Raw genomic sequence first — 19,253 nt, forward strand, 5'->3', positions numbered from 1 at the left:
TTATAGGTTTTAAGATTATAAATTATGAATATCCTTGTTTTAACGCAACAGTATTTGGGGCCGCTAGGAATCCCATTATTAATCTGCTCTGTTCTTACTCTTTTGATATTGCTTGAGCGTATAGCTGTGCTTTGTTATCACAGCATTCAGCGGAGCCTTCCTAGTGCTGGGATGGAACTACTTAATCAACATGCAGATCAATCACGGGTTATGAGGACGGATATAGCGGCAATATGGCTGCATAACAGACAACGAAAACTGAGCCATGGTATTCGTATGCTCCAAATTATCGCGTTAATTTCACCTTTGTTAGGGCTGCTCGGGACTGTGATTGGTCTGATTCAAGTGTTTGATGCCTTAGGTGATCACCAAGGACCGATTAACCCATCTATGATGGCCGAAGGACTAGGAATCGCAATGAAAACAACAGCCGCTGGTTTGATTATTGCTGTTCCCGCGGTCATTGGGGCTCATGGCTTTCAGCTTTGGGTGGATAAATTGATAGCAGTGACCGAGCAAGTACTTAATGTAGGTAATCTTCGGATCGAAGGTGTTTGCACTGAGGCGTTAAAATGATTCGTGTACAGCAGAAGAGCCAAATAAATAGCAGTGTAGAGCTCACCCCATTGATAGATATTATTTTTATAGTGGTGGTTTTTTTACTGTTAACTGCGAATACGCGTTTGCTCTCCTTGCCGGTCGATATACCAGACAGTGATAGTGATATTAGTCACCATTCCGAAGCGGTTACGCCGTTAACCATTAGTTTGTTGGATGAATCTCCCATCTATGCAATTGGAGAAGATCGCTTTTATGAATGGGCCGAATTTAAACAGGCGCTGTTGGTAAATATTGCAGATCAAAAAGATCGGGCACTTTCAATTGCTGCTGCCCGTGATTCAGACGTCGAACCTTTGTTAAAACTTTTAGCCCTCCTCAATGAGCAGCAAATAACTAACACTCAAATTTTAATGGAAGACGCACAGCCATGATCTCTTTGCCGTTTCGATTATTTACACAAAAAAAGAATAGGTTTTCAGTCGTGAACTGGATGAAACTTATCCTATTAATTGCGTTACCTGTTTCAGTTTATGCAGCGGATGAACAGCGTTTAATTAGTACTGATGCGGGTGTTACTGAGCTGATTTTTGCTCTTGGCTTTGAAGATGACCTGATTGCCGTAGATGTGACTAGCAAGCTGCCAGAGGGGTATCCTAAACTCCCCAATATTGGTTATCACCGCACTTTGTCTGCTGAAGGTTTAATGAGTTTAAATCCATCGGTAGTGATAGGGAGTGAACATATAGGTCCTTCATCCGTTGTGACAGCACTAAAGCAAGCAGATGTTCAATTTGTACAGTTAAGCAGTGCAAAAAATAGTGAACAACTTCGTGACAATATACGTTCGCTATCTCTGGCTTTAGAGCAGAAGGAAAAGGGGCAAGCTTTGCTTGAATCTATTGATCAAAAACTAGCGACACTTGATAAGGTGAACTTATCGGGGGAGCGCGTAGCGTTTTTATTATCTATGGATGATAGTAAATTACGTTTAGCAGGAGAGGGGACAACGGGCCATTCCTTTATCGAATTAATGAAAGCTAGCAATGTAGCTGACTTTAAAAACTACCGAAATATATCGGCTGAATCACTGTTTGAAATGAAACCCTCTGTGATTATCGTTGCAGGTAGTGATGTAGAGAATGCAGTGCAAAGCTTGCTTGCGGCTAATCCTGTACTCGCTCATACACCCGCGGTCAAAAATAAACGTATTGTGGCCGTGAATGGTTCCGCTTTAGTTGCTGGTTTGAGTGTATCGGCTATTAATGAAGCGATTCGTTTAACTCAGCAGCTATCTAATCCGCAAATTCTTGCTCGTCAGGAAAATAATTGATGCAAAGGTCCGTTTCAGTATGCGCCTTAGCATTAGCGAGTCTTTTGATTGCCTGTGCACTCTTATCACTTGTGTTAGGGGCGATGAATTTACCGGTATACGATAGTTTATTGATTGTTGTAGATGACCTTTTTGGTGCTAATTTCAGTCAACTAGAAGGTTATCAGCAGGTTGTTGTTTTAGAGCTTCGTTTACCTCGATTATTATTAGCTATTTTTGTCGGGGCCATATTGGCCCAATGCGGTGCGGTTGCTCAGGGCTTATTTCGTAATCCGTTGGCAGATCCTGGCATTATCGGTGTTTCTTCTGGAGCAGCGGTGGGCGCTATTTTAGCGATTGTTGTGTTTCCGGCTGTTTGGGGAAGTTGGACAATCCCTACGATGGCCTTTGTTGGTGGTTTGCTCACTACTTTGCTGGTCTATGGTTTAGCGCAATCAAAAAATGGCACCTCCGTATTAGTATTATTACTGGCCGGTGTCGCTATATCCGCTTTCGCCGGTGCTGCTATCGGTTTCTTAAGTTATTTTGCGGATGATGCCAGTTTACGTGAACTGAATGTCTGGCAGATGGGTTCATTAACCGGTGCGAGTGATGCTAACTTATGGCTAGCTTTTACAACAATGCTGCTATTAATGATCGCCTTTCAGCGTCGGGCCCAAGCTTTAAATGCGTTACTTTTAGGTGAACCCGAGGCGCGTCACTTAGGTATAGATGTTGAGCAGCTAAAGTTACAAATGATTATTCTTACCGCTATAGGTGTTGGTGTGGCGGTTTCCTGTTCAGGCATTATCGGTTTTGTTGGCTTAGTTGTGCCTCATTTGGTTCGTTTAGCCACAGGGCCGAACCATCATTTCCTACTGCCTTTATCAGCTCTGCTAGGTGCTGTTCTACTGATGGGTTCCGACCTGTTAGCCCGTCTTGTCGTACAGCCTGCGGAACTTCCCGTAGGTTTAGTTACGGTGTTATTGGGCGCTCCGTTCTTCCTGATTTTGTTAATCCAACAGCGTAAAAACTGGAGTTGATCATGTTGCAGCTTAATAATGTCAGTTTTAAACCGCAGGGAAAGCTGTTATTGGATCAGGTTTCTGTATCGGTAAAAGCAGGTGAAGTCTATGGTCTACTGGGGCCGAATGGGGCCGGTAAAACGACTTTATTAAAAGCGATTAGTGGTGATATTAAAGCCAGCGGTTCTATCAAGTTCTATGGTAAAGAGCTAACACAGTGGAATCGCCGTGAATTGGCTAAGCATCTGGCAGTACTTCCCCAAGCGAGCCAATTGACCTTTCCCTTCAGCGCCAGAGAAGTAGTTGCTTTAGGTTTAACTCCATTATCGCTGTCTAAAGCTCAAGCAAATTGTTTGATCGATGAAAAAATGCAGGCGACTGATTGTTATAGCTTTGCGGATCGCTCCTATCCTTCGTTATCAGGGGGAGAACGACAGCGGGTTCAGCTCGCGCGGGTCTTATTGCAGCTCAGTCAAGCGAGTCACTCACCTTTACTGCTTCTTGATGAGCCGACGTCGGCACAAGATTTAGGACAGCAACATAATCTGTTAACGTTGACTCAACAGCTAGCAAAAAAAGAAGGGTTTGGCGTTGTTGCCATTCTGCATGATCTTAACCAAGTGCTGCGTTATTGTGATACCTGTTGTTTGTTAGATCAGGGGCAGGTGAGTGCTGTAGATAGTCCTGATAAGGTGTTATCCGATGAGCGGATAAAACAGCACTGGCAGTATCAGCCACAACGGGTGATCTTAAATGATGGACAGATCGCTTTAATTTGATCGTTGCAAAAGTCTTTGGATCAAGGGGGTATTTTAAGACCAACTCACCACATTTAAAGCCGTGGAGAGTCCAGCCTCTATAATCTCGTGAGCTTGTGCTTCGCTTTTTACTAAAATCGAACCACTAAAGGCAAGTGCATTAAGTGAGACACCGGAAAAATTTTCACCTGTTCTAGGTACCATCAACATCCAATGGTGGCTTAAGAGAAGATTATAAGCGCGGGCTATCTTCTCTCCGTCTTTTTCGATCCCTAAGGTCATTCGCAGCCGATTATAAAAATTTTGTAATTGAGCAGCACCATCACCATTCTGTATTTTCTCTTCTGTAAAAATATCTTTAGGTAAGGCCAGTGCTGCATGGCGAAAGGGTAAGCTATCTAGCTCCCTAGGTACTTCGTCATGTAGTTCTGACAGTTGTGGATTAAAAGCGATTAATTGTTCCACTGTTTCTGGCACTTTTATCAGCTGTAGGTGCTTATGGGTTTGACTGGCCCCAGCCGTTTTACCACTATTGTAAAAAGCTAATGCCGGCGCGGCGCATAGGCACCGGTGTAAGGCATAAAAATCGTTTTTATTAAGGGCTGTATTTTGTTCTTCAAAGGCTTGAGTTACTAAGAGCAGATGTTCATCGACTACATTATATTTATTCAATAAACATTTATGATTATCACCGATGTTGGTGACAAATAAAGCTTCTTCATGGGGTAGGAATGGGTCGGGTTTACTTTGATTGAGCTTAGCTAGGGAGCTATCGGGTGTTGGTTTGTTTTGGAGATTATCAAGTATACGGACATGAAAATTAAGACTTCCTTCTTGGACACTAAGCATAGATGTTTTAAAACTGTTTAATGCGCCAGCTTTAGTGGCACTTTTTGCAACTTCCGCAGCATCTTTCCACAATGTAAAAACCATCGGGTGTTCTCCCTCAGAGTACTTTATACTGATTATATAAGTGGTTATTAAGCTTGTGGGTTTGCCGTTATAGGCTGTTCTTTAGTCATGCGTTAGTTGTATTCTAGCGTCAGTTAAAAATCATAATTATTCCAATATGAAAAGCGTCACAGCTTCATTAAAAGCAAAAATGCTACTGCTTTCAATACTGCCACTAATTATAGTGACGGTAGCTATCACTATGATTAGCTTAAATCAGGCGCATATTCTCTCAGAACAAGAGATTGAAACCTTCGAAGAAAATTTACTCAACTCCAAACATCAAGAGCTACAGCATTATGTCGCCTTAGCGATGAACGCGATAGAGGAAGTCGTTAATGAATCTGAGCCTGGAGATGAAAATGCAGAAAAGCGTATAAAGGATATGCTGAGCACTCTCACTTTTGGTGATGATGGCTATTTCTTTTTATATGACATGCAGGGCATTAATTTAGTTCATCCTACCCAGCCGGAGTTGGTTGGGCAGGATCTAATCGAGCTGCAAGATAGTAATGGTAAATATGTAATACGCGATTTGATTAGGATTGCTGATGAGGGGGGCGGGTTTTATCGTTACCTCTGGCGAAAACCTTCAGCAGGGCATCAGGAAAAGAAATTGAGTTTCGTGGTTAAAATACCGAAATTTAATTGGATGATGGGAACCGGTTTATATATTGATGATATTGCAGAAGAAGTTGCCCATACGCGTTTAAAAGTAACCCGTAATATCAGAAATACATTTTTTACCGTGGTCGTTATTCTAGCGGGTACAATTATTATTATTGCGCTCATAGGTATTGCGATTAATATGCATTCCTCCCAATTAGCGGATGTGCGGTTACGTGAGTTAGCCCATCGCTATGTTCAATTTCAGGTGAGTCAGCGGCGTAATTTTGCACGTGAACTGCATGATGGCATTAATCAGTTAATGGTATCGGTAAAATTTAGATTGGAACTTGCCAGAGATAAATCGTTGAAAGGGGATGCAAGTGCGGTTGATGACATCACTAAAGGTTGTGATGTTTTAAATATGGCGATTCAAGAGGTGCGACGTATCTCCCATGACCTTCGACCTATACAGCTTGATGATCTAGGGCTTGAGTCCGCACTACACAGTATGGCCAATGACTTTTCTGAGCGCACGAACATCCGAATGAATGCCAGAATAGAGTTACCAGAACAGCGTCTACCTGATGATATTGAGATTACGCTGTATAGAATTGCCCAAGAAACCCTGACAAATATTGAAAAGCATGCACAAGCTCAGAATGTAGGTTTAAAAATTTGGTTTCGTGAAGGCTATATCTGGTTAGAAGTATCAGATGATGGACGAGGCTTTATCCCCGAGAAGACAGAGACAGGAATCGGTCTTCTAAATATGCGTGAGCGTACAGAATTGCTCAGTGGACGTTTTAGTATTAAGAGTCGTTTGGGTGTAGGTACACGTATTAAAGTGGGTTTCGCAATTTTTTAGGAGATACAAACGCTAATGCCGAGTGACAATAAAATCCGAGTATTATTGGTCGATGATCACCCTCTTGTACTAGATGGAATTAGTGCGCGCTTAGAAGGTGAACCCTCCCTTGAAATTATCGGCATGGCTAATGATGGAAAGCAAGCCCTAGCGTTGGCATCAACCCTTCATCCAGATGTTGTTCTTATGGATATCTCTATGCCGGTGATGAATGGTTTTGAAGCATCGGAGCGATTCCATGCGGAGCAGCCAGATGTGAAAGTGCTAATTTTAAGCATGCATGATGATCGAGAATATATTGTTAAGCTGATTAAATGTGGTGCGGCTGGCTATGTTTTAAAAGATGTTTCATCTAACGAGCTGATTTCAGCGATTGAAACGGTTTACGGCGGTGGTACATACTTTAGTTCAGGAGCATCACAAAGCTTATTTAGCCAGTTTGATCAGGAGGGTGGGCATGCAAATACTCAACAGGAAGAGCTTACCGGCCGTGAAAAAGATGTCTTGAAACTAGTTGCTGAAGGCAATAGTAATAAAGAGATTGCTAGAGAGCTCGATATCTCTGTACGTACAGTTGAGACTCATAGACAAAATATCAAACAAAAATTAGATATACACACAGCAGCAGGGCTGACCCGTTACGCGATAGAACATAAGCTGGTGGATTGAGCGTTAGGCTGTAAAAGGATTAAAACGCTCTTGCGCTAATAACTTCCCTGCCTTTTAAGACAGAATCAATAACGTCAGAATATCTAAAAAATTATTCAGCATATTTTGACGTTATTTTATAAGTTGAGCATCCCATCACTCTACTTAACGTTAGCCTACGCGAAATTTTGCGATCATCGCTTTTAGCTCGTTGGAAAGGGCGTTTAGTTCAGTACTCGATTGAGAGATCTTTTCCGCCCCATTACTAGAGATATTAGACGCATCATGTAGGTTAATGAGTGAGCGGTTGATCTCTTCAGACACACTGGTTTGTTCGGTTGATGCGCTAGAGATAAGAGCATTCATATCCGTTATGCTGATAACTGCTTTTGAGATCTCTTCGAGTGCAGAGCCTGCTTCAGTCGCTTTAGAACCGGCGGTCTCCGCTTTTTTCTGACCTTCACTCATTGCGGTTACGGCATCGGTAGTCCCCGACTGTAAACGTTCAATAGCTACTTGTATCTCTTGGGTAGAGACCTGCGTGCGTTGTGCCAATGTACGTACTTCGTCCGCTACGACAGCAAATCCACGTCCTTGATCGCCTGCCCGGGCGGCTTCAATAGCAGCGTTAAGTGCCAGTAAGTTTGTCTGCTCGGCAATGCTCTTGATCACATCCACAATTGAGCCAATATTTTCACTATCAGACTCAAGCGTTTTTATTTTACTGGATACACTTTTAACATCAGTGACGAGTGCGTTTGTGGCCACGACCGCTTGATTTACAATCGTAGTGCCTTGATGTGCTTTCTCTCTTGTATTGCGAGCATCACTATCCGCTTGCTCCGCATTGTGTGATATCTCTTGTGATGAGGAGACCATTTGATTCATGGCTGCTGCCACTTGTTCTATCTCTGCACGTTGAGTGTTAATACTGGATTTTGTTTCAACGCTAACATCGGTCATATCCGTAGCCGCGCTGGCCAGTCGGTTAGTCGCCGAGGTAATTTGACTAACAATGTCACGCATCTGCGCGATCATTGCGTTAAAGCTTTTACTTATTGTTCCTAATTCGTTTTTACCTTCTGTTTGCAGTGTGAGAGTTAAATCAGAAGATTCAGAAATACGTTCAATGGTTTCCTGCATATGTAGCAGTGGATTAATCATGGAGCGATAGATATAAGCTGAAATAGCGATCAGTAAAACCATGATCAGTATTGATAGTGTAGAGAGCAGAAAAATACTTTCCTTATAAACCTGTTGAATAGCCTCATATTCTTGTTTAGCAACGCGCAGCTGTAAATTAATTAACTCAGTAACTTTTTCGCTAATAGGGTCTATTTGGGTATAGAGAGGGCCATCCAGTGCATCAAGCTGGCCTTTAGGGGGCCCAGATATAGTGGCTAGGATCTGTAGTGTATTATCAATAGCTGCATCAGCGGACACAAAAAGGTTTTGAGCTTCATCAGCTAAAGTTTTCTCTTCTGGTGTGAGGTTTGTTGCTAGATATTTTTTCCACTTAAGGCTGATCTCTTGCTTAGAGCTTTCTATATCGGCTACGGTTTCGTCTAAAGTATAAATACCGGCATTTGCTTTATTGATCGCATCAATAACGAGCACCGCATAATCGTCGGCGATTATTTTTAAGTCTTCAAGGGGAACAACCCTGTCATGATAAATCCGTTTCGCGCCGCCTTCCGTCAATTGTAGTTCTTGAAGTGCAAACAAAGTAATACAAATCAAGCCAATAATAGGTAGAACGACCATTACCGTCAGTTTTGTCTTTATGGAAACATCTTTAAGCATAGCTATTATCTCTTTTTGGGATCGGCGCTGTTCAATTCTTTCTGGGCAAATGGGTTATTGACCTGCGCGATTAAAATTTAGTTAATCGAAGGCAAGTCTTATAGGGTGTTGATTTTCATGTATATCTAATGAGTGCAAAAGGCCTGAATTTTAAAAACTAATAAAGTAGCGAAACACTAACACTCGGTTACTGAACCTGTACTAAATGAGCTTCAGCAGGGGAGGTGATAAATTGAACAGCTTCCTCGCGAATGCTTTCGGTTATTCTCAAAATCTACACCTTGGGTCTAGGCTATATGAGGTAAATATACCGATAGGTTCCCTATAAAGTTCACCGTTCTAAAGCAGATAATACCGCACCTCACAGCTTAGAGTGTACTGATAAATAGTATCTAATTTTACCACTATGGAATGATTAACGGTTGATAAACACTCAGTAAACATAGACGCAAGGATGTTTTCTGTAAATGATCGATCGGGTTAGTGATTCAAAAAGAACGGAACCTAAAACTTAATATTAAAGATGCTACTTACAGTGTGATAAGCGGCAGCAGTGTAAGGTGTTTTAGGCTAATAGCAGTGATCCAACCCGTTTAATCGTTGTATTTAAGTATCAAAGTGGTAAATCGAGTGAAAAAAATCTTGAACTGATTAAGCAGAGTCGTATACTACGCACCACTTATTTAGGACTATAGCTCAGTTGGTTAGAGCACTTGCTCGACATGCAAGGGGTCGTCAGTTCGAATCTGACTAGTCCTACCAGATTTAAAAGAGCCTCGTGAATGCGGGGCTTTTTGCTATCTGGACTATGCAGATGAGAACTGCGCAGTTCGAGCCGAGCGAAGCGAGACCACATCGGAGCTTGCGACGATAGCCCGAAGGGGAATAATCTGCTTAGCCTTACTTAAGTTATATTGAGTATTAAGTCGCTGTCAGCCGAATCTTATGATTCGGCTTTTTTGCTTATAACCCTTCCATCTGTAGATTGCTGTATAGAACGGTTTATCTGTGATTATTTAATAGCTGATTATAAGGGATAAGCGATCTTTCAGGGCAAGGTTGCTTATACTGTACTATTGTTGAAAGAGGTTGATCTTGCGATAAATATAATTGGCGCCGTTTAACATAGGCCTATAGGTATTTTTATAGGGACGGCGTTTTTGTCGATAAATGCCTCTTGTTGCACCTGTTTCTCTTAGGTGGCATCAGCATTGGCAGGGATAATTCTTTAAGGTCATTGTGACACTGGTATATACAGGATAGGGATAAACCTATCGTTGGGTCAAAAGAGCAAATGTTGCGAATGAAACGTTCGATTTTTCAAAGTTATTATTGTTCCACCCCTGCTTCTGCTAAGGAAATTATGAGTATTTATCTTATATGAAAGAAACAAAGCTAAATCGATATGGCTTTTCTACATTGCGGTGGCCTTTGGTTATTGGGCTCTTAACAACAATGATAATTGCTTGGATGCTGGATTATCAAAATAAGCATGATATTAAGGCTTACACGAATGGGCTTGCAGATAAAACAGAAAATCTGATTAAAGAGCGTTTTCAACTCTTTGAATACGGTTTACGTGGTGCTAGAGGGGCGATAGCTACAGCGGGGGTTAATGAAGTTACTCGTAAACAATTTGAACGTTATGTGAATAGCCGAGATATAGATAATGAATTTCCAGGCGCATTAGGGTTTGGTTTTATTCGACGGGTTCCCCCATCACAAGAAGCTAGCTTTCTAGCCCGTGCGCGTCAGGACGGTGCGCCTGATTTTACTATCAGAGCGCTATCGCCTCACGAGGAGGATCGCTTTGTAATTCAATATATCTATCCTATCTATAAAAATAGACAAGCTATGGGGCTGGATATTGGATCTGAAAGTAATCGACGCTCAGCGGCTCTTGCCGCAGCTAGAGATAATAAAGCTTATATAACCAATCCAATTACCCTTGTTCAGGCAAATAGAAAAGCCCGTAAAGGTGTTCTTATTTTGTTGCCGGTTTATTCACATACCGCACTTTTAACCACTGTAGAGTCACGGGAAGAATCGGTACTGGGCTGGGCATATGCGCCTTTAATTATCGATGATGTGTTATCGGATATAGATTTATTAACGGATAATGCATCAATTACACTCAGTAATGTAAAAGAAGAGGAGCCTTTTTTTAGCGTACTTGATACTTATTCATCTAAGTTGCTCAAGGATAGCGCAGTAGTGCGAGATGTCCTTGTCATGGGGCAGCATTGGAAAATGACGCTAACACCCACCGTCGAAGCGACTGATCTTATAAAATCATGGAATATGGATTGGGTTATTGCTATTGGTTTAGGGTTAACCTTGTGCGGTTTATTAGTGATTAGTTTATTGCGTAATGGTCAGGTGGGTGAGGATCAGTACGATGAAATATTAAAAGCGGATATCCATAGCTTATCCATTTTCTTTAAGAGCGCTAGATTTAATCGTTCTTGGCCATATATTTTTCTTATTCTCTGTTTTGTATTTTCGGTATCGAGCTGGTTTATCGTAAAAAGCCACCTGTCTAGTGTTAGTAATGAGCTGCTAAAAGTAAAAGAATCTGTTCTTCTTAAGCTTGATAATGAAGCGACTCAATTCAAGCGTGATGTGATATTTCTTGCTAATACACCCTCTATTTCTGACCTTTTAAATAATCAAGTCGAGGGTGTGGATTCACAAAATCGCCTATTATCGCATCACTGGTACGGGACGCTGGCGGACATTTTTAAAGCGTATATGCTGGCCATTCCTGATGTGCATCAGGTGCGTTTAATTGAGGCCGGAAATGGTTGGCAAGAAAGCGTTAAGGTTCAACGTGATGGAGATGAGCTTGAGGTATATGCCCAAGAAGAGCTTCAGTTTAAGGGTGATGAGCCGTATATCGCAAAAACACTTCAAGTGGGGGCTGGCAAGGTTTACGTCTCAAATATTAATTTAAACCGAGAATACGGGAAAATCGAGCAGCCTGCCCGACCAGTGTGGCGTTTTTCAACGCCTATTTTTAATGAGGATGGCACGCCGTTAGCTATTGTTATTGTGAATGTCAGTGCAGACAGGGTCTTAAACTCCTTTGCCTCCAATTTACCTGCAGAGTCCGAGCTTTACATCACAAATCAAGCGGGCGATTTTTTGCTCCACCCTAATGTAGAGAAAACGTTTACTTTTGAATATGGGAATCCATATCGTTGGGATAATGAATTTAAGGAAGCTACTTTTTTACATAAATTAAGTGCTTTTAATATGCTGCGTTTTGATGGGCAAAAAGGATATGTGTTAGCCGATCAAGGTCGTTTTTCTCTTGATGAGCAGATTCAAGGAAGCCGTTTAGAAATTTATAGTGTGATCTCTCAGTTTTTCGTTGTAAAAAAAATCGCCTTTAATATTGCCGGCGTATTTTGTGTGTTTTTGATTTTAGGTTTCTTAGTTTTCGTTGTTCAATATTGGATGTGGCTAAATGAAAAAATACGTCAAAGAAATGCCCTCGCTGTAGAAATAGAAGCCCAACGGAACAAAGAGATGCTGCGTTTCAAAGCGTTGCTAGGGTCTGCGCCTGATGCAACTTTTGTGATCGATCAGATAGGTATTATTAAAATAGTCAATGCACAAGCAGAGAGTATGTTTGGCTACGATCGCGTCGAATTAGAAGGACTTTCTATATACAAAATATTACCCGCTACGGCAGACGATGGAGATGCGGTGCATCTCATGGAGTATGTGGAGCAGCCTGAAAAACTGCCTTTTGGTGGTAATGAAGAGTTTCTTGCACGCAGAAGGGATGGGAAAGAGTTTCCAGTTGAGATTAGCTTAAACACCGTCAACATTGATGAAAAGTTACTGGTACTCGCTTCAGTACGTGATATTAGCGATCGGCTTGCTATTGAGGAAAAGCTTAGAAGGGCGTTACATGATGCTGAGCAAGCAACGGAAGCGAAAAGTGCATTTTTAGCAAACACTAGTCATGAAATTCGCACACCTCTCAATGCGGTCATTGGTTTAACCTATCTACTGAATGAGGAGCAATTAACTGACTCGCAACATCGACTAGTTTCTAAAATTCAGATTTCAGGTAAATCCCTATTGGGTATTGTTAACGATGTATTAGATTTGTCGAAAATAGAAGCGAATGAAATGGCATTGGAGCAGTACCCGCTAGATCTACCAGAGTTCTTTGAGGAAGTATCGAGTGTCTTTGCGGTACAGGCAGAAGCTAAAAATATAGATTTTACTTGCAAGCTTGATCCGAATTTACCCTCGTGGGTATTGGCAGATGAAGTCAGGCTTCGTCAAATTTTGGTTAATTTACTGAGTAATGCGTTTAAATTTACTACCATAGGTAAGGTTTCTGTTCGTGCTGAAGTTCAGCCCGAAGTAGAAGGCCTGCCAGATAACCATGTGAGCGTACGTCTTAGTGTATCGGATACAGGGATTGGCATTTCTGATGAGTCTAAAACGCGCTTATTTAATCCTTTTACGCAAGCGGATTCTAGTACGACACGCCGTTTTGGTGGCACTGGATTGGGATTATCCATCGTCAGTAAATTAGTTAGCCTTATGGGCGGAACGCTAGGTGTTGAAAGTACAGAAGGGGTAGGAAGTGTTTTTTGGGTTAGCTTGCCATTGAGAGCCCAAACATCTGACGAAATTATACTGCAAGAGAATCAAAACCGAGCTCTTTTTGTGTTGATTGCTGAGGATGATCCAAATGATGCTAAGCAGTTGCAAGAAATAACACGCGCCTTAGGTTGGCGTTCTGAAATAGTCAGTAATGGTAAGCAGTTAATTCAATCTTTTGTTACACGACAAGAAGAAAATCTACGGCCACCTGATGCTATGATCGTTGATTGGCAGATGCCAGAGATGGACGGATTAGATGCGATTAATATTCTTGCGAACAAAGAGGATAGCGAGAAATTACCAGCGATTTTGATGATTTCAGCCCATGATAGTGAAACCATTAAAAAGCATGATACGGAGCATTTGGTAAATCGATTTTTACATAAACCCGTCAATGCTTCGGCACTATTTAATGCAATTAATGATGCGGTGACGCTACACACGGGTAATGCTAAACGTGTATTACAATCCACCCATACTGAAGCTGTCAGCGCAAGATGGTTACCGGGAATTCGTTTGTTGGTAGTGGATGACAGCCCGACTAATTTAGAGGTGGTTAGTCATATTCTTGAGCATAACGGGGCGTTGGTTGAGACAGCAGGTAGTGGTGAAGAGGCCCTTGAAAGATTACAAGATAGATCTAATGACTATGATGCAGTACTGATGGATGTACAAATGCCAGGTATTGATGGTCTTGAGACAACGCAGCGTATTCGTCATCAACTAGGCCTGAGTTCTTTACCTATTATTGCATTGACCGCAGGTGCTTTGCTGGAAGAGAAGAACCGTGCGTTGGATGCTGGAATGAATAACTTCCTTACTAAACCTATAGATCCATCAAAACTTATCAACGTGTTAAGAATATCTGTAGAAGCTTATCGAAGTAAGGATATACCTATTGAAGCGATTAATGCAGCGGCGCCTGATCGGGATACTTGGCCAGACATAAGCGGTTTAAATCACGCTCAAGCCAAAAAATTGCTACTAGGAGATGAACAACTATTCTTAGATACGCTGGATAACTTGTTGCAAGAGTATGCCAACCTTATGGTTCCGCCAGCCGTGGATTTTGATAAAAACAGGGAGACTGATCAGCGCTTGCAGATAGCATCTCAAGTTCATAAATTGAGAAGTGTTTCTGGAATGGTTGGCGCAGAGAAAATACAGTTGCTTGCCGCTGAGATTGAGACGGCTTTAAGAGCTGAAAATGAGCCGGTAATGAACTTGTTATCAGAACTAGCGCTTGCATTACAAACACTACAGCAAGCGAGCTCCCGTCTCATAGATGCTAGGCGTAAAGAGAAAGATTCCGCTGTAAATCAGGAGTCAAACTTAAGCTCGAACCTGTCAGAGCCTGTATTTAAACAGGATGTAGTAGAACATATTCTGACCTTGTTAACTGAGCAGGATTTAAGCGCTTTGGCTAAAGTGGAAGAGCATAGTGCGATGCTGCGTGAGGCTTTGGGCTATAAGGGGTTTAAGGAGTTGAATGATAGTTTGATGAAACTTAACTTTGAACAGGCGGCTTCTTTAGTGGGTGCCCTTATAAAAACGTCTGGAGCTGAAGAGTAATATGATCAAGCCTAAGAGTGGTGAACTACCAGACATTCTAATTGTTGATGATGACAACACGGTCATAATGGCATTAAACAAAGCTTTAGGGGAGATCGGACGAATTCGTTTTGCGTTAGATGCAAGGCAAGCGTTAACGATGATAAAAGCACAGCCGCCTAAGCTTCTTCTGCTCGATATGGGTTTGCCTGACATTAATGGATTAGAGGTGTGCCGCACACTAAAAGACAATCCCGATACTGCTGATATTCCTGTCTTATTTATTACAAGTAATAGTGAGCTTGGTTTTGAAGAGGCTGTATTTGATGCGGGAGCCGCTGATTACATTGTTAAGCCACTTAACCCACGTGTGGTAGCGGCACGTGTACAGACACATTTGAATTACCATCAAGCCATTCACTTGCTTGAGCAGTTGGCGAAAATCGACTCTATGACGGGGCTTGCCAATCGTCGAGCATTTGATGAACGGTTAAGTGTTGAGCTAAGACGAATGTATCGTGAAAGAGAGCCTCTGACAGTTGCTATGATCGATATTGATCAATTTAAAAAGTACAACGATCACTTTGGTCATATAGAAGGTGATGTGTGTATCAAAGGTATTGCTCAGGCACTGGCTAATAATGTTCGGCGTCCGGCTGATATGGTTGCTCGGTATGGTGGTGAAGAGTTTGCGTTAATTCTACCTAATACAAATAAAGAGGGTGCTGAAATATTACTTCAGAAGCTCATTCTACTAATCGAAGAGTTGAATGTTGAGCATGCGCCAGATGCTATATATAAATGCGTCACTGTATCTGTTGGGTACAGTACTTTTTATCCAGAAAAAAAGAATCAAAATCATTTAGATGATTGGGCTGTCGTTAAAGCGGCTGACCGCGCCCTTTATGCCTCTAAAGATAAGGGGCGAAACCGACTGAGTTATCAGTCGGTGGAATGAGTCTAGCGTATCAGATCCATTTCTTACGTTTAAAGAGCACAATGAGCGCAAAGGAGATAATAAACATCGTACTGAGCAGCACATAATAGGCATTAGGGTGGTGCAGCTCTGGGATATTATCAAAGTTCATTCCGTATAAACCGGCTAAGAAACTTAGCGGTACAAAAATAGCGGTAATGACTGTAAGCACGCGCATTGAGACATTTTGCTGGTGTGAGCTTATTGATATATAGCCTTCAACCATATCTGAGCACATCTCGTAGTAGAGGCTAGATAAACTGTAAATACGTTCAAAGCGTTCATAAACATCAGTGAGATAGTGTTCATGCTTTGATAGTTGAATAAATGAGGCTTTATCATCATTTGCGTGGGAGCAGAATTCTGCAAACATCTGTTGATGATAATTAAATATGCGCTTTAGGCGTAGAAGCTTTATCCGGTAGCCTGCTAAAGCGGCCATATGCCTTTCTCCTTCACCAGCTAGAAGGGCGTCTTCTTGTAACCCCAATTCATCTTCAAAATTCAGCATATTAGATAGATAGGTATCGGATGACTTATGCATTATTTTTAGAGCCAGTAGCATCGGCTCCTCTATATAATCTGTAAGTGAATCCAATTGGATAATTTGGCTTATCCCCATGGAGTGTTCAGGGTGTACGGTGACTAAATATCGATCATTGATAAAAAAGCCGATCTGTTGGTGATTGTATTCCAACTCATTAATAACGTCCGATATACCGCGGTACAAGATAAAAGTTTGATCTTGAAAAAGCTCTATTTTGGGTGGATGGCGTGTCCTAAGTACATCTTTCACTGCAAGGGCATTGCAGTTTAATGATGAGAGAAGCTCGCCAACCCATTGTTGATCCATCCCAGTGTACTGGATGTCTATCCAAATAAAACTTGATGCATCGTTTTGCCAAGCCGCTATCTGGTCTTCATTGCCGATCAACATAGGTTGACCGCTCTTTTTCCAATACGTTGTGACCATTTACTATGGCGTCCTATAGATTAACGATTAAGTTCGTCAGAGAGGTCTTCTTGAAACTCATCAACTTTGGCTTCAATCTCTTCAATGTCGCCAAAGCGGGCAATGTGATAAAGCGCATCTCCTTCATTAACTAAGGGGAGATTGGTTTTTCCAATCACAATGCCGCTATAGGGAGAGGTGATTTGCGCTTCTTTCTCACCAAAAGGGTCAGACACAACACCCAGTAAGGTGCCTTTGCTGACACGACCACCAAGGGGGATAAGTGCGCGCAAAATACCACTTTCAGAGGCGCGTACCCATGAGCTAGAGCGGGCGACTACCGGTTCTTTATAGGATTTACGTGTGCCTCGTGAAGGGGGAAGCATACCTAATGAGCGCATGACGTTTACAATCCCTTTTACGCCGGCCCTGATCGCCATTTCATCGAATCTTAGCGCTTCACCTGCCTCATATAGCAGCATTGGAATCCCATGTTCCGCTGCGGCTTCTCTAAGCGAACCATCTCTAAGGTTGGACGATATGATTACCGGAACATTAAAGGCGCGTGCGAGTTTGTCGGTTTCTTCATCATCCAGATTGGCACGAATTTGGGGAAGGTTCGTACGGTGTACCGCGCCAGTATGTAGATCTATACCGTGAGTACTTTGACAAACTATCTCCTCCATAAATAGGTGGGCGATACGCGCTGCAAGGGAGCCTTTTTCACTGCCAGGAAAGGAGCGATTAAGGTCGCGCCGATCTGGTAGGTAGCGAGAGTGGCTCAGTAATCCGTGCACATTAACGATAGGCACGGCGATTAATGTGCCTTTAATACGTTTAAGTGCAGGCAGGGTTAACACGCGCCGGATAATCTCAACCCCATTGATCTCATCGCCATGTATTGCGGCGCTGAGAAATAGTCGAGGACCATCTCGTTTACCATTGATAACGTGAACAGGGATGGTCATAGGCGTATGGGTGTAGAGGCGGCCTGCCGGAAGCTCAATGGTCGTCCGTGTACCTGGGGCGACCTTTGTTCCGTTAATAGTAAACGTTGTATCTGCCATAGATATTAACCTTTACCCCGTGTTTTTGTTCGATGAGGTTTTGCATTTTTCTCAATGAAATCAATAATCATACCCGCTATATCTTTGCCAGTTGCGGATTCGATTCCCTCTAACCCAGGTGATGAATTCACTTCCATCACCAACGGGCCTCGCTCTGAACGTAAGAGATCAACCCCAGCCACATTGAGCCCCATTATTTTGGCTGCATTGACTGCGGTGGCTCGTTCAGCGGGGGATATTCTAATCAGTGATGCACTGCCGCCACGATGAAGGTTGGAACGGAATTCCCCCGCCATTGCTTGGCGTTTCATCGCAGCAACGACTTTATCACCAATAACTAAGCAGCGAATATCGGCACCGCCAGCTTCTTTAATATATTCCTGCACCATAATATTCACTTTTAGACCCATGAAGGCTTCAAGTACGCTTTCGGCTGCTTTTTGTGTTTCAGCAAGGACAACGCCTATACCTTGAGTACCCTCAAGTAACTTGATGACGAGAGGTGCACCGCCAACCATTTTGATTAGATCGCCTATATCATCAGGGTTGTTCGCAAATCCAGTAAAGGGCATACCTACGCCTTTACGGGAAAGTAACTGCATAGTACGTAGTTTGTCTCTAGAGCGAGAAATAGCGACTGACTCATTTAAAGGGTAGGAACCCATCATTTCAAACTGACGTAGAACCGCAGTGCCGTAAAAGGTAATAGAAGCGCCAATACGAGGAATGACGGCATCAAAGTGGGGTAGTGGTTCGCCTTTAAAGTGAGCCTGTGGTTTATTTGATGCAATATCCATATAGGTTCTTAAGGCATCTACCACCATAGCTTCGTGGCCACGCTGCTCGCATGCTTCGACGAGACGGCGAGTTGAATAGAGCTTTCTGTTACGTGAAAGGATGGCGATATTCATTTGTCTGCCTTTTGGCTTGAATTGTGTGTCATATCATCGGAGGAACCTAATAAAAATGTGGCTGCAGGATCTACGATGAGCCGTCCGTCAATTGCTGAGTGGCCTAACACTAAACGGAATGTCATTTCATCCATATTGGTAATTACCAACTCAACAGGCCACTGCTCGTTCCCCATTTGAATCGTCGTTTTTATAAGATAATCGTCTTCTTTTTTGCCGTACTTATTTGTACCTTCGAACTTGCCGAGGATGGGGGCTTCGCAGAGTACAGCGTCTGTCCGATCATTCTGTTTTGGATGAATACAAAAGCGGACGTGAGGCTGCCCATCTTTTTCAAACTCCTCAGTCATAAAGGCATGCAGGGTCGATGTTTGCCTTCCTGAGTCAATTTTGGTTTGTAATGGCGTTAAACCGAGCTCAGGAAGTAGAGCCCATTCTTGCCAGCCTGTTGATATACGTTCTTTACCCATGGTGCATACCTATAATGTATAAGCCTAGCGCTGCTTTTTGAGTGGATAAGTTAGAAGTGCTGCAGGCAGAATTTACGCTTCTCCTTTTACCAAGGAAAATCTGTTATTGCACTCTATTTCAGTTAATCAAGGCTATTTAAAAATCATCTATTGATTAGCGGTATTCCA

The 19,253-nt window shown here is 42.4% G+C and carries 15 protein-coding genes and 1 tRNA gene; 10 read left to right on the forward strand and 6 right to left on the reverse strand.

Annotated features, from left to right (window positions below; translation table 11 throughout):
* The first annotated feature begins 24 nt into the window (after positions 1-24).
* From Q4492_RS06845 to Q4492_RS06865, 5 genes are read left to right on the forward strand one after another with little or no spacing between them, the layout of a single operon-like run.
* Positions 25-576 carry a MotA/TolQ/ExbB proton channel family protein gene (locus Q4492_RS06845; RefSeq protein WP_303416506.1) on the forward strand — a complete coding sequence of 184 codons (552 nt, stop codon included), beginning with the start codon at positions 25-27 and terminating at the stop codon, positions 574-576.
* Positions 573-992: a biopolymer transporter ExbD gene (locus Q4492_RS06850; protein ID WP_303416507.1), complete on the forward strand. Its 420-nt coding sequence runs from the start codon at positions 573-575 to the stop codon at positions 990-992. The genes Q4492_RS06845 and Q4492_RS06850 overlap by 4 nt, the downstream gene beginning before the upstream one ends.
* Before the next feature lie 59 nt (positions 993-1,051).
* Complete coding sequence (locus Q4492_RS06855) at positions 1,052-1,891, forward strand: hemin ABC transporter substrate-binding protein (protein ID WP_303416598.1); 840 nt, start codon at positions 1,052-1,054, stop codon at positions 1,889-1,891.
* Entirely contained in the window at positions 1,891-2,913 is a 1,023-nt protein-coding gene (locus Q4492_RS06860) for an iron ABC transporter permease (RefSeq protein WP_303416508.1), read from the forward strand. Before Q4492_RS06855 ends, Q4492_RS06860 begins: the two co-directional genes overlap by 1 nt.
* A gap of 2 nt (positions 2,914-2,915) precedes the next feature.
* Entirely contained in the window at positions 2,916-3,674 is a 759-nt protein-coding gene (locus Q4492_RS06865) for a heme ABC transporter ATP-binding protein (protein WP_303416509.1), read from the forward strand.
* 33 nt (positions 3,675-3,707) lie between these two features.
* Here the strand turns inward: Q4492_RS06865 and Q4492_RS06870 are convergent, their stop codons facing one another.
* Positions 3,708-4,586, reverse strand: a complete 879-nt coding sequence (locus Q4492_RS06870; protein ID WP_303416510.1) for a hypothetical protein — start codon at positions 4,584-4,586, stop codon at positions 3,708-3,710.
* A 220-nt stretch (positions 4,587-4,806) separates the two neighbouring features.
* On the opposite strand from Q4492_RS06870, the gene Q4492_RS06875 reads away from it, so the two are divergent.
* Positions 4,807-6,078 (forward strand): cache domain-containing protein, encoded by a 1,272-nt coding sequence (locus Q4492_RS06875; RefSeq protein ID WP_303416511.1) that lies wholly within the window; start codon positions 4,807-4,809, stop codon positions 6,076-6,078.
* A gap of 15 nt (positions 6,079-6,093) precedes the next feature.
* Positions 6,094-6,747 (forward strand): response regulator transcription factor, encoded by a 654-nt coding sequence (locus Q4492_RS06880; RefSeq protein WP_303416512.1) that lies wholly within the window; start codon positions 6,094-6,096, stop codon positions 6,745-6,747.
* A gap of 150 nt (positions 6,748-6,897) precedes the next feature.
* Here Q4492_RS06880 and Q4492_RS06885 read toward each other — a convergent pair whose 3' ends face one another.
* A complete protein-coding gene (locus tag Q4492_RS06885; protein WP_303416513.1) occupies positions 6,898-8,529 on the reverse strand; it encodes a methyl-accepting chemotaxis protein in 1,632 nt (543 codons plus the stop codon).
* A 685-nt stretch (positions 8,530-9,214) separates the two neighbouring features.
* Between Q4492_RS06885 and Q4492_RS06890 the strand changes: the two genes are divergently transcribed.
* From Q4492_RS06890 to Q4492_RS06900, 3 genes are all read left to right on the forward strand, one after another.
* Positions 9,215-9,291: transfer RNA gene (locus tag Q4492_RS06890), tRNA-Val, on the forward strand.
* A 618-nt stretch (positions 9,292-9,909) separates the two neighbouring features.
* The gene (locus Q4492_RS06895; RefSeq protein ID WP_303416514.1) at positions 9,910-14,730 is read left to right on the forward strand and encodes a CHASE domain-containing protein; all 4,821 of its coding nucleotides are present in this window, start codon (positions 9,910-9,912) and stop codon (positions 14,728-14,730) included.
* A gap of 1 nt (position 14,731) precedes the next feature.
* A complete protein-coding gene (locus Q4492_RS06900) occupies positions 14,732-15,667 on the forward strand; it encodes a diguanylate cyclase (protein ID WP_303416515.1) in 936 nt (311 codons plus the stop codon).
* Positions 15,668-15,677: 10 nt separating this feature from the next.
* Here the strand turns inward: Q4492_RS06900 and Q4492_RS06905 are convergent, their stop codons facing one another.
* Genes Q4492_RS06905 through Q4492_RS06920 form a run of 4 tightly spaced genes read right to left on the reverse strand, consistent with a single transcriptional unit; the run spans position 15,678 to position 19,085 of the window.
* Positions 15,678-16,658 (reverse strand): magnesium transporter CorA family protein, encoded by a 981-nt coding sequence (locus tag Q4492_RS06905; protein WP_303416516.1) that lies wholly within the window; start codon positions 16,656-16,658, stop codon positions 15,678-15,680.
* 20 nt (positions 16,659-16,678) lie between these two features.
* Entirely contained in the window at positions 16,679-17,704 is a 1,026-nt protein-coding gene (locus Q4492_RS06910) for a succinylglutamate desuccinylase/aspartoacylase family protein (RefSeq protein WP_067861825.1), read from the reverse strand.
* 5 nt (positions 17,705-17,709) lie between these two features.
* Positions 17,710-18,615, reverse strand: a complete 906-nt coding sequence (gene rimK / locus Q4492_RS06915; RefSeq protein WP_067861822.1) for a 30S ribosomal protein S6--L-glutamate ligase — start codon at positions 18,613-18,615, stop codon at positions 17,710-17,712.
* Positions 18,612-19,085, reverse strand: a complete 474-nt coding sequence (locus tag Q4492_RS06920) for a RimK/LysX family protein (protein ID WP_303416517.1) — start codon at positions 19,083-19,085, stop codon at positions 18,612-18,614. Before Q4492_RS06920 ends, rimK begins: the two co-directional genes overlap by 4 nt.
* Positions 19,086-19,253 lie beyond the last annotated feature (168 nt).

Source organism: Neptuniibacter sp. 1_MG-2023, from assembly GCF_030547185.1.
Lineage (GTDB): Bacteria > Pseudomonadota > Gammaproteobacteria > Pseudomonadales > Balneatricaceae > Neptuniibacter.

Excerpts from the sequence above, each read along its gene's own strand:
- Q4492_RS06845 (WP_303416506.1), top strand. The coding sequence starts at position 25 with ATGAATATCCTTGTTTTAACGCAACAGTATTTGGGGCCGCTAGGAATC.
- Q4492_RS06850 (WP_303416507.1), top strand. The coding sequence starts at position 573 with ATGATTCGTGTACAGCAGAAGAGCCAAATAAATAGCAGTGTAGAGCTC.
- Q4492_RS06855 (WP_303416598.1), top strand. The coding sequence starts at position 1,052 with ATGAAACTTATCCTATTAATTGCGTTACCTGTTTCAGTTTATGCAGCG.
- Q4492_RS06860 (WP_303416508.1), top strand. The coding sequence starts at position 1,891 with ATGCAAAGGTCCGTTTCAGTATGCGCCTTAGCATTAGCGAGTCTTTTG.
- Q4492_RS06865 (WP_303416509.1), top strand. The coding sequence starts at position 2,916 with ATGTTGCAGCTTAATAATGTCAGTTTTAAACCGCAGGGAAAGCTGTTA.
- Q4492_RS06870 (WP_303416510.1), bottom strand. The coding sequence starts at position 4,586 with ATGGTTTTTACATTGTGGAAAGATGCTGCGGAAGTTGCAAAAAGTGCC.
- Q4492_RS06875 (WP_303416511.1), top strand. The coding sequence starts at position 4,807 with ATGATTAGCTTAAATCAGGCGCATATTCTCTCAGAACAAGAGATTGAA.
- Q4492_RS06880 (WP_303416512.1), top strand. The coding sequence starts at position 6,094 with ATGCCGAGTGACAATAAAATCCGAGTATTATTGGTCGATGATCACCCT.
- Q4492_RS06885 (WP_303416513.1), bottom strand. The coding sequence starts at position 8,529 with ATGCTTAAAGATGTTTCCATAAAGACAAAACTGACGGTAATGGTCGTT.
- Q4492_RS06895 (WP_303416514.1), top strand. The coding sequence starts at position 9,910 with ATGAAAGAAACAAAGCTAAATCGATATGGCTTTTCTACATTGCGGTGG.
- Q4492_RS06900 (WP_303416515.1), top strand. The coding sequence starts at position 14,732 with ATGATCAAGCCTAAGAGTGGTGAACTACCAGACATTCTAATTGTTGAT.
- Q4492_RS06905 (WP_303416516.1), bottom strand. The coding sequence starts at position 16,658 with ATGGTCACAACGTATTGGAAAAAGAGCGGTCAACCTATGTTGATCGGC.
- Q4492_RS06910 (WP_067861825.1), bottom strand. The coding sequence starts at position 17,704 with ATGGCAGATACAACGTTTACTATTAACGGAACAAAGGTCGCCCCAGGT.
- rimK (WP_067861822.1), bottom strand. The coding sequence starts at position 18,615 with ATGAATATCGCCATCCTTTCACGTAACAGAAAGCTCTATTCAACTCGC.
- Q4492_RS06920 (WP_303416517.1), bottom strand. The coding sequence starts at position 19,085 with ATGGGTAAAGAACGTATATCAACAGGCTGGCAAGAATGGGCTCTACTT.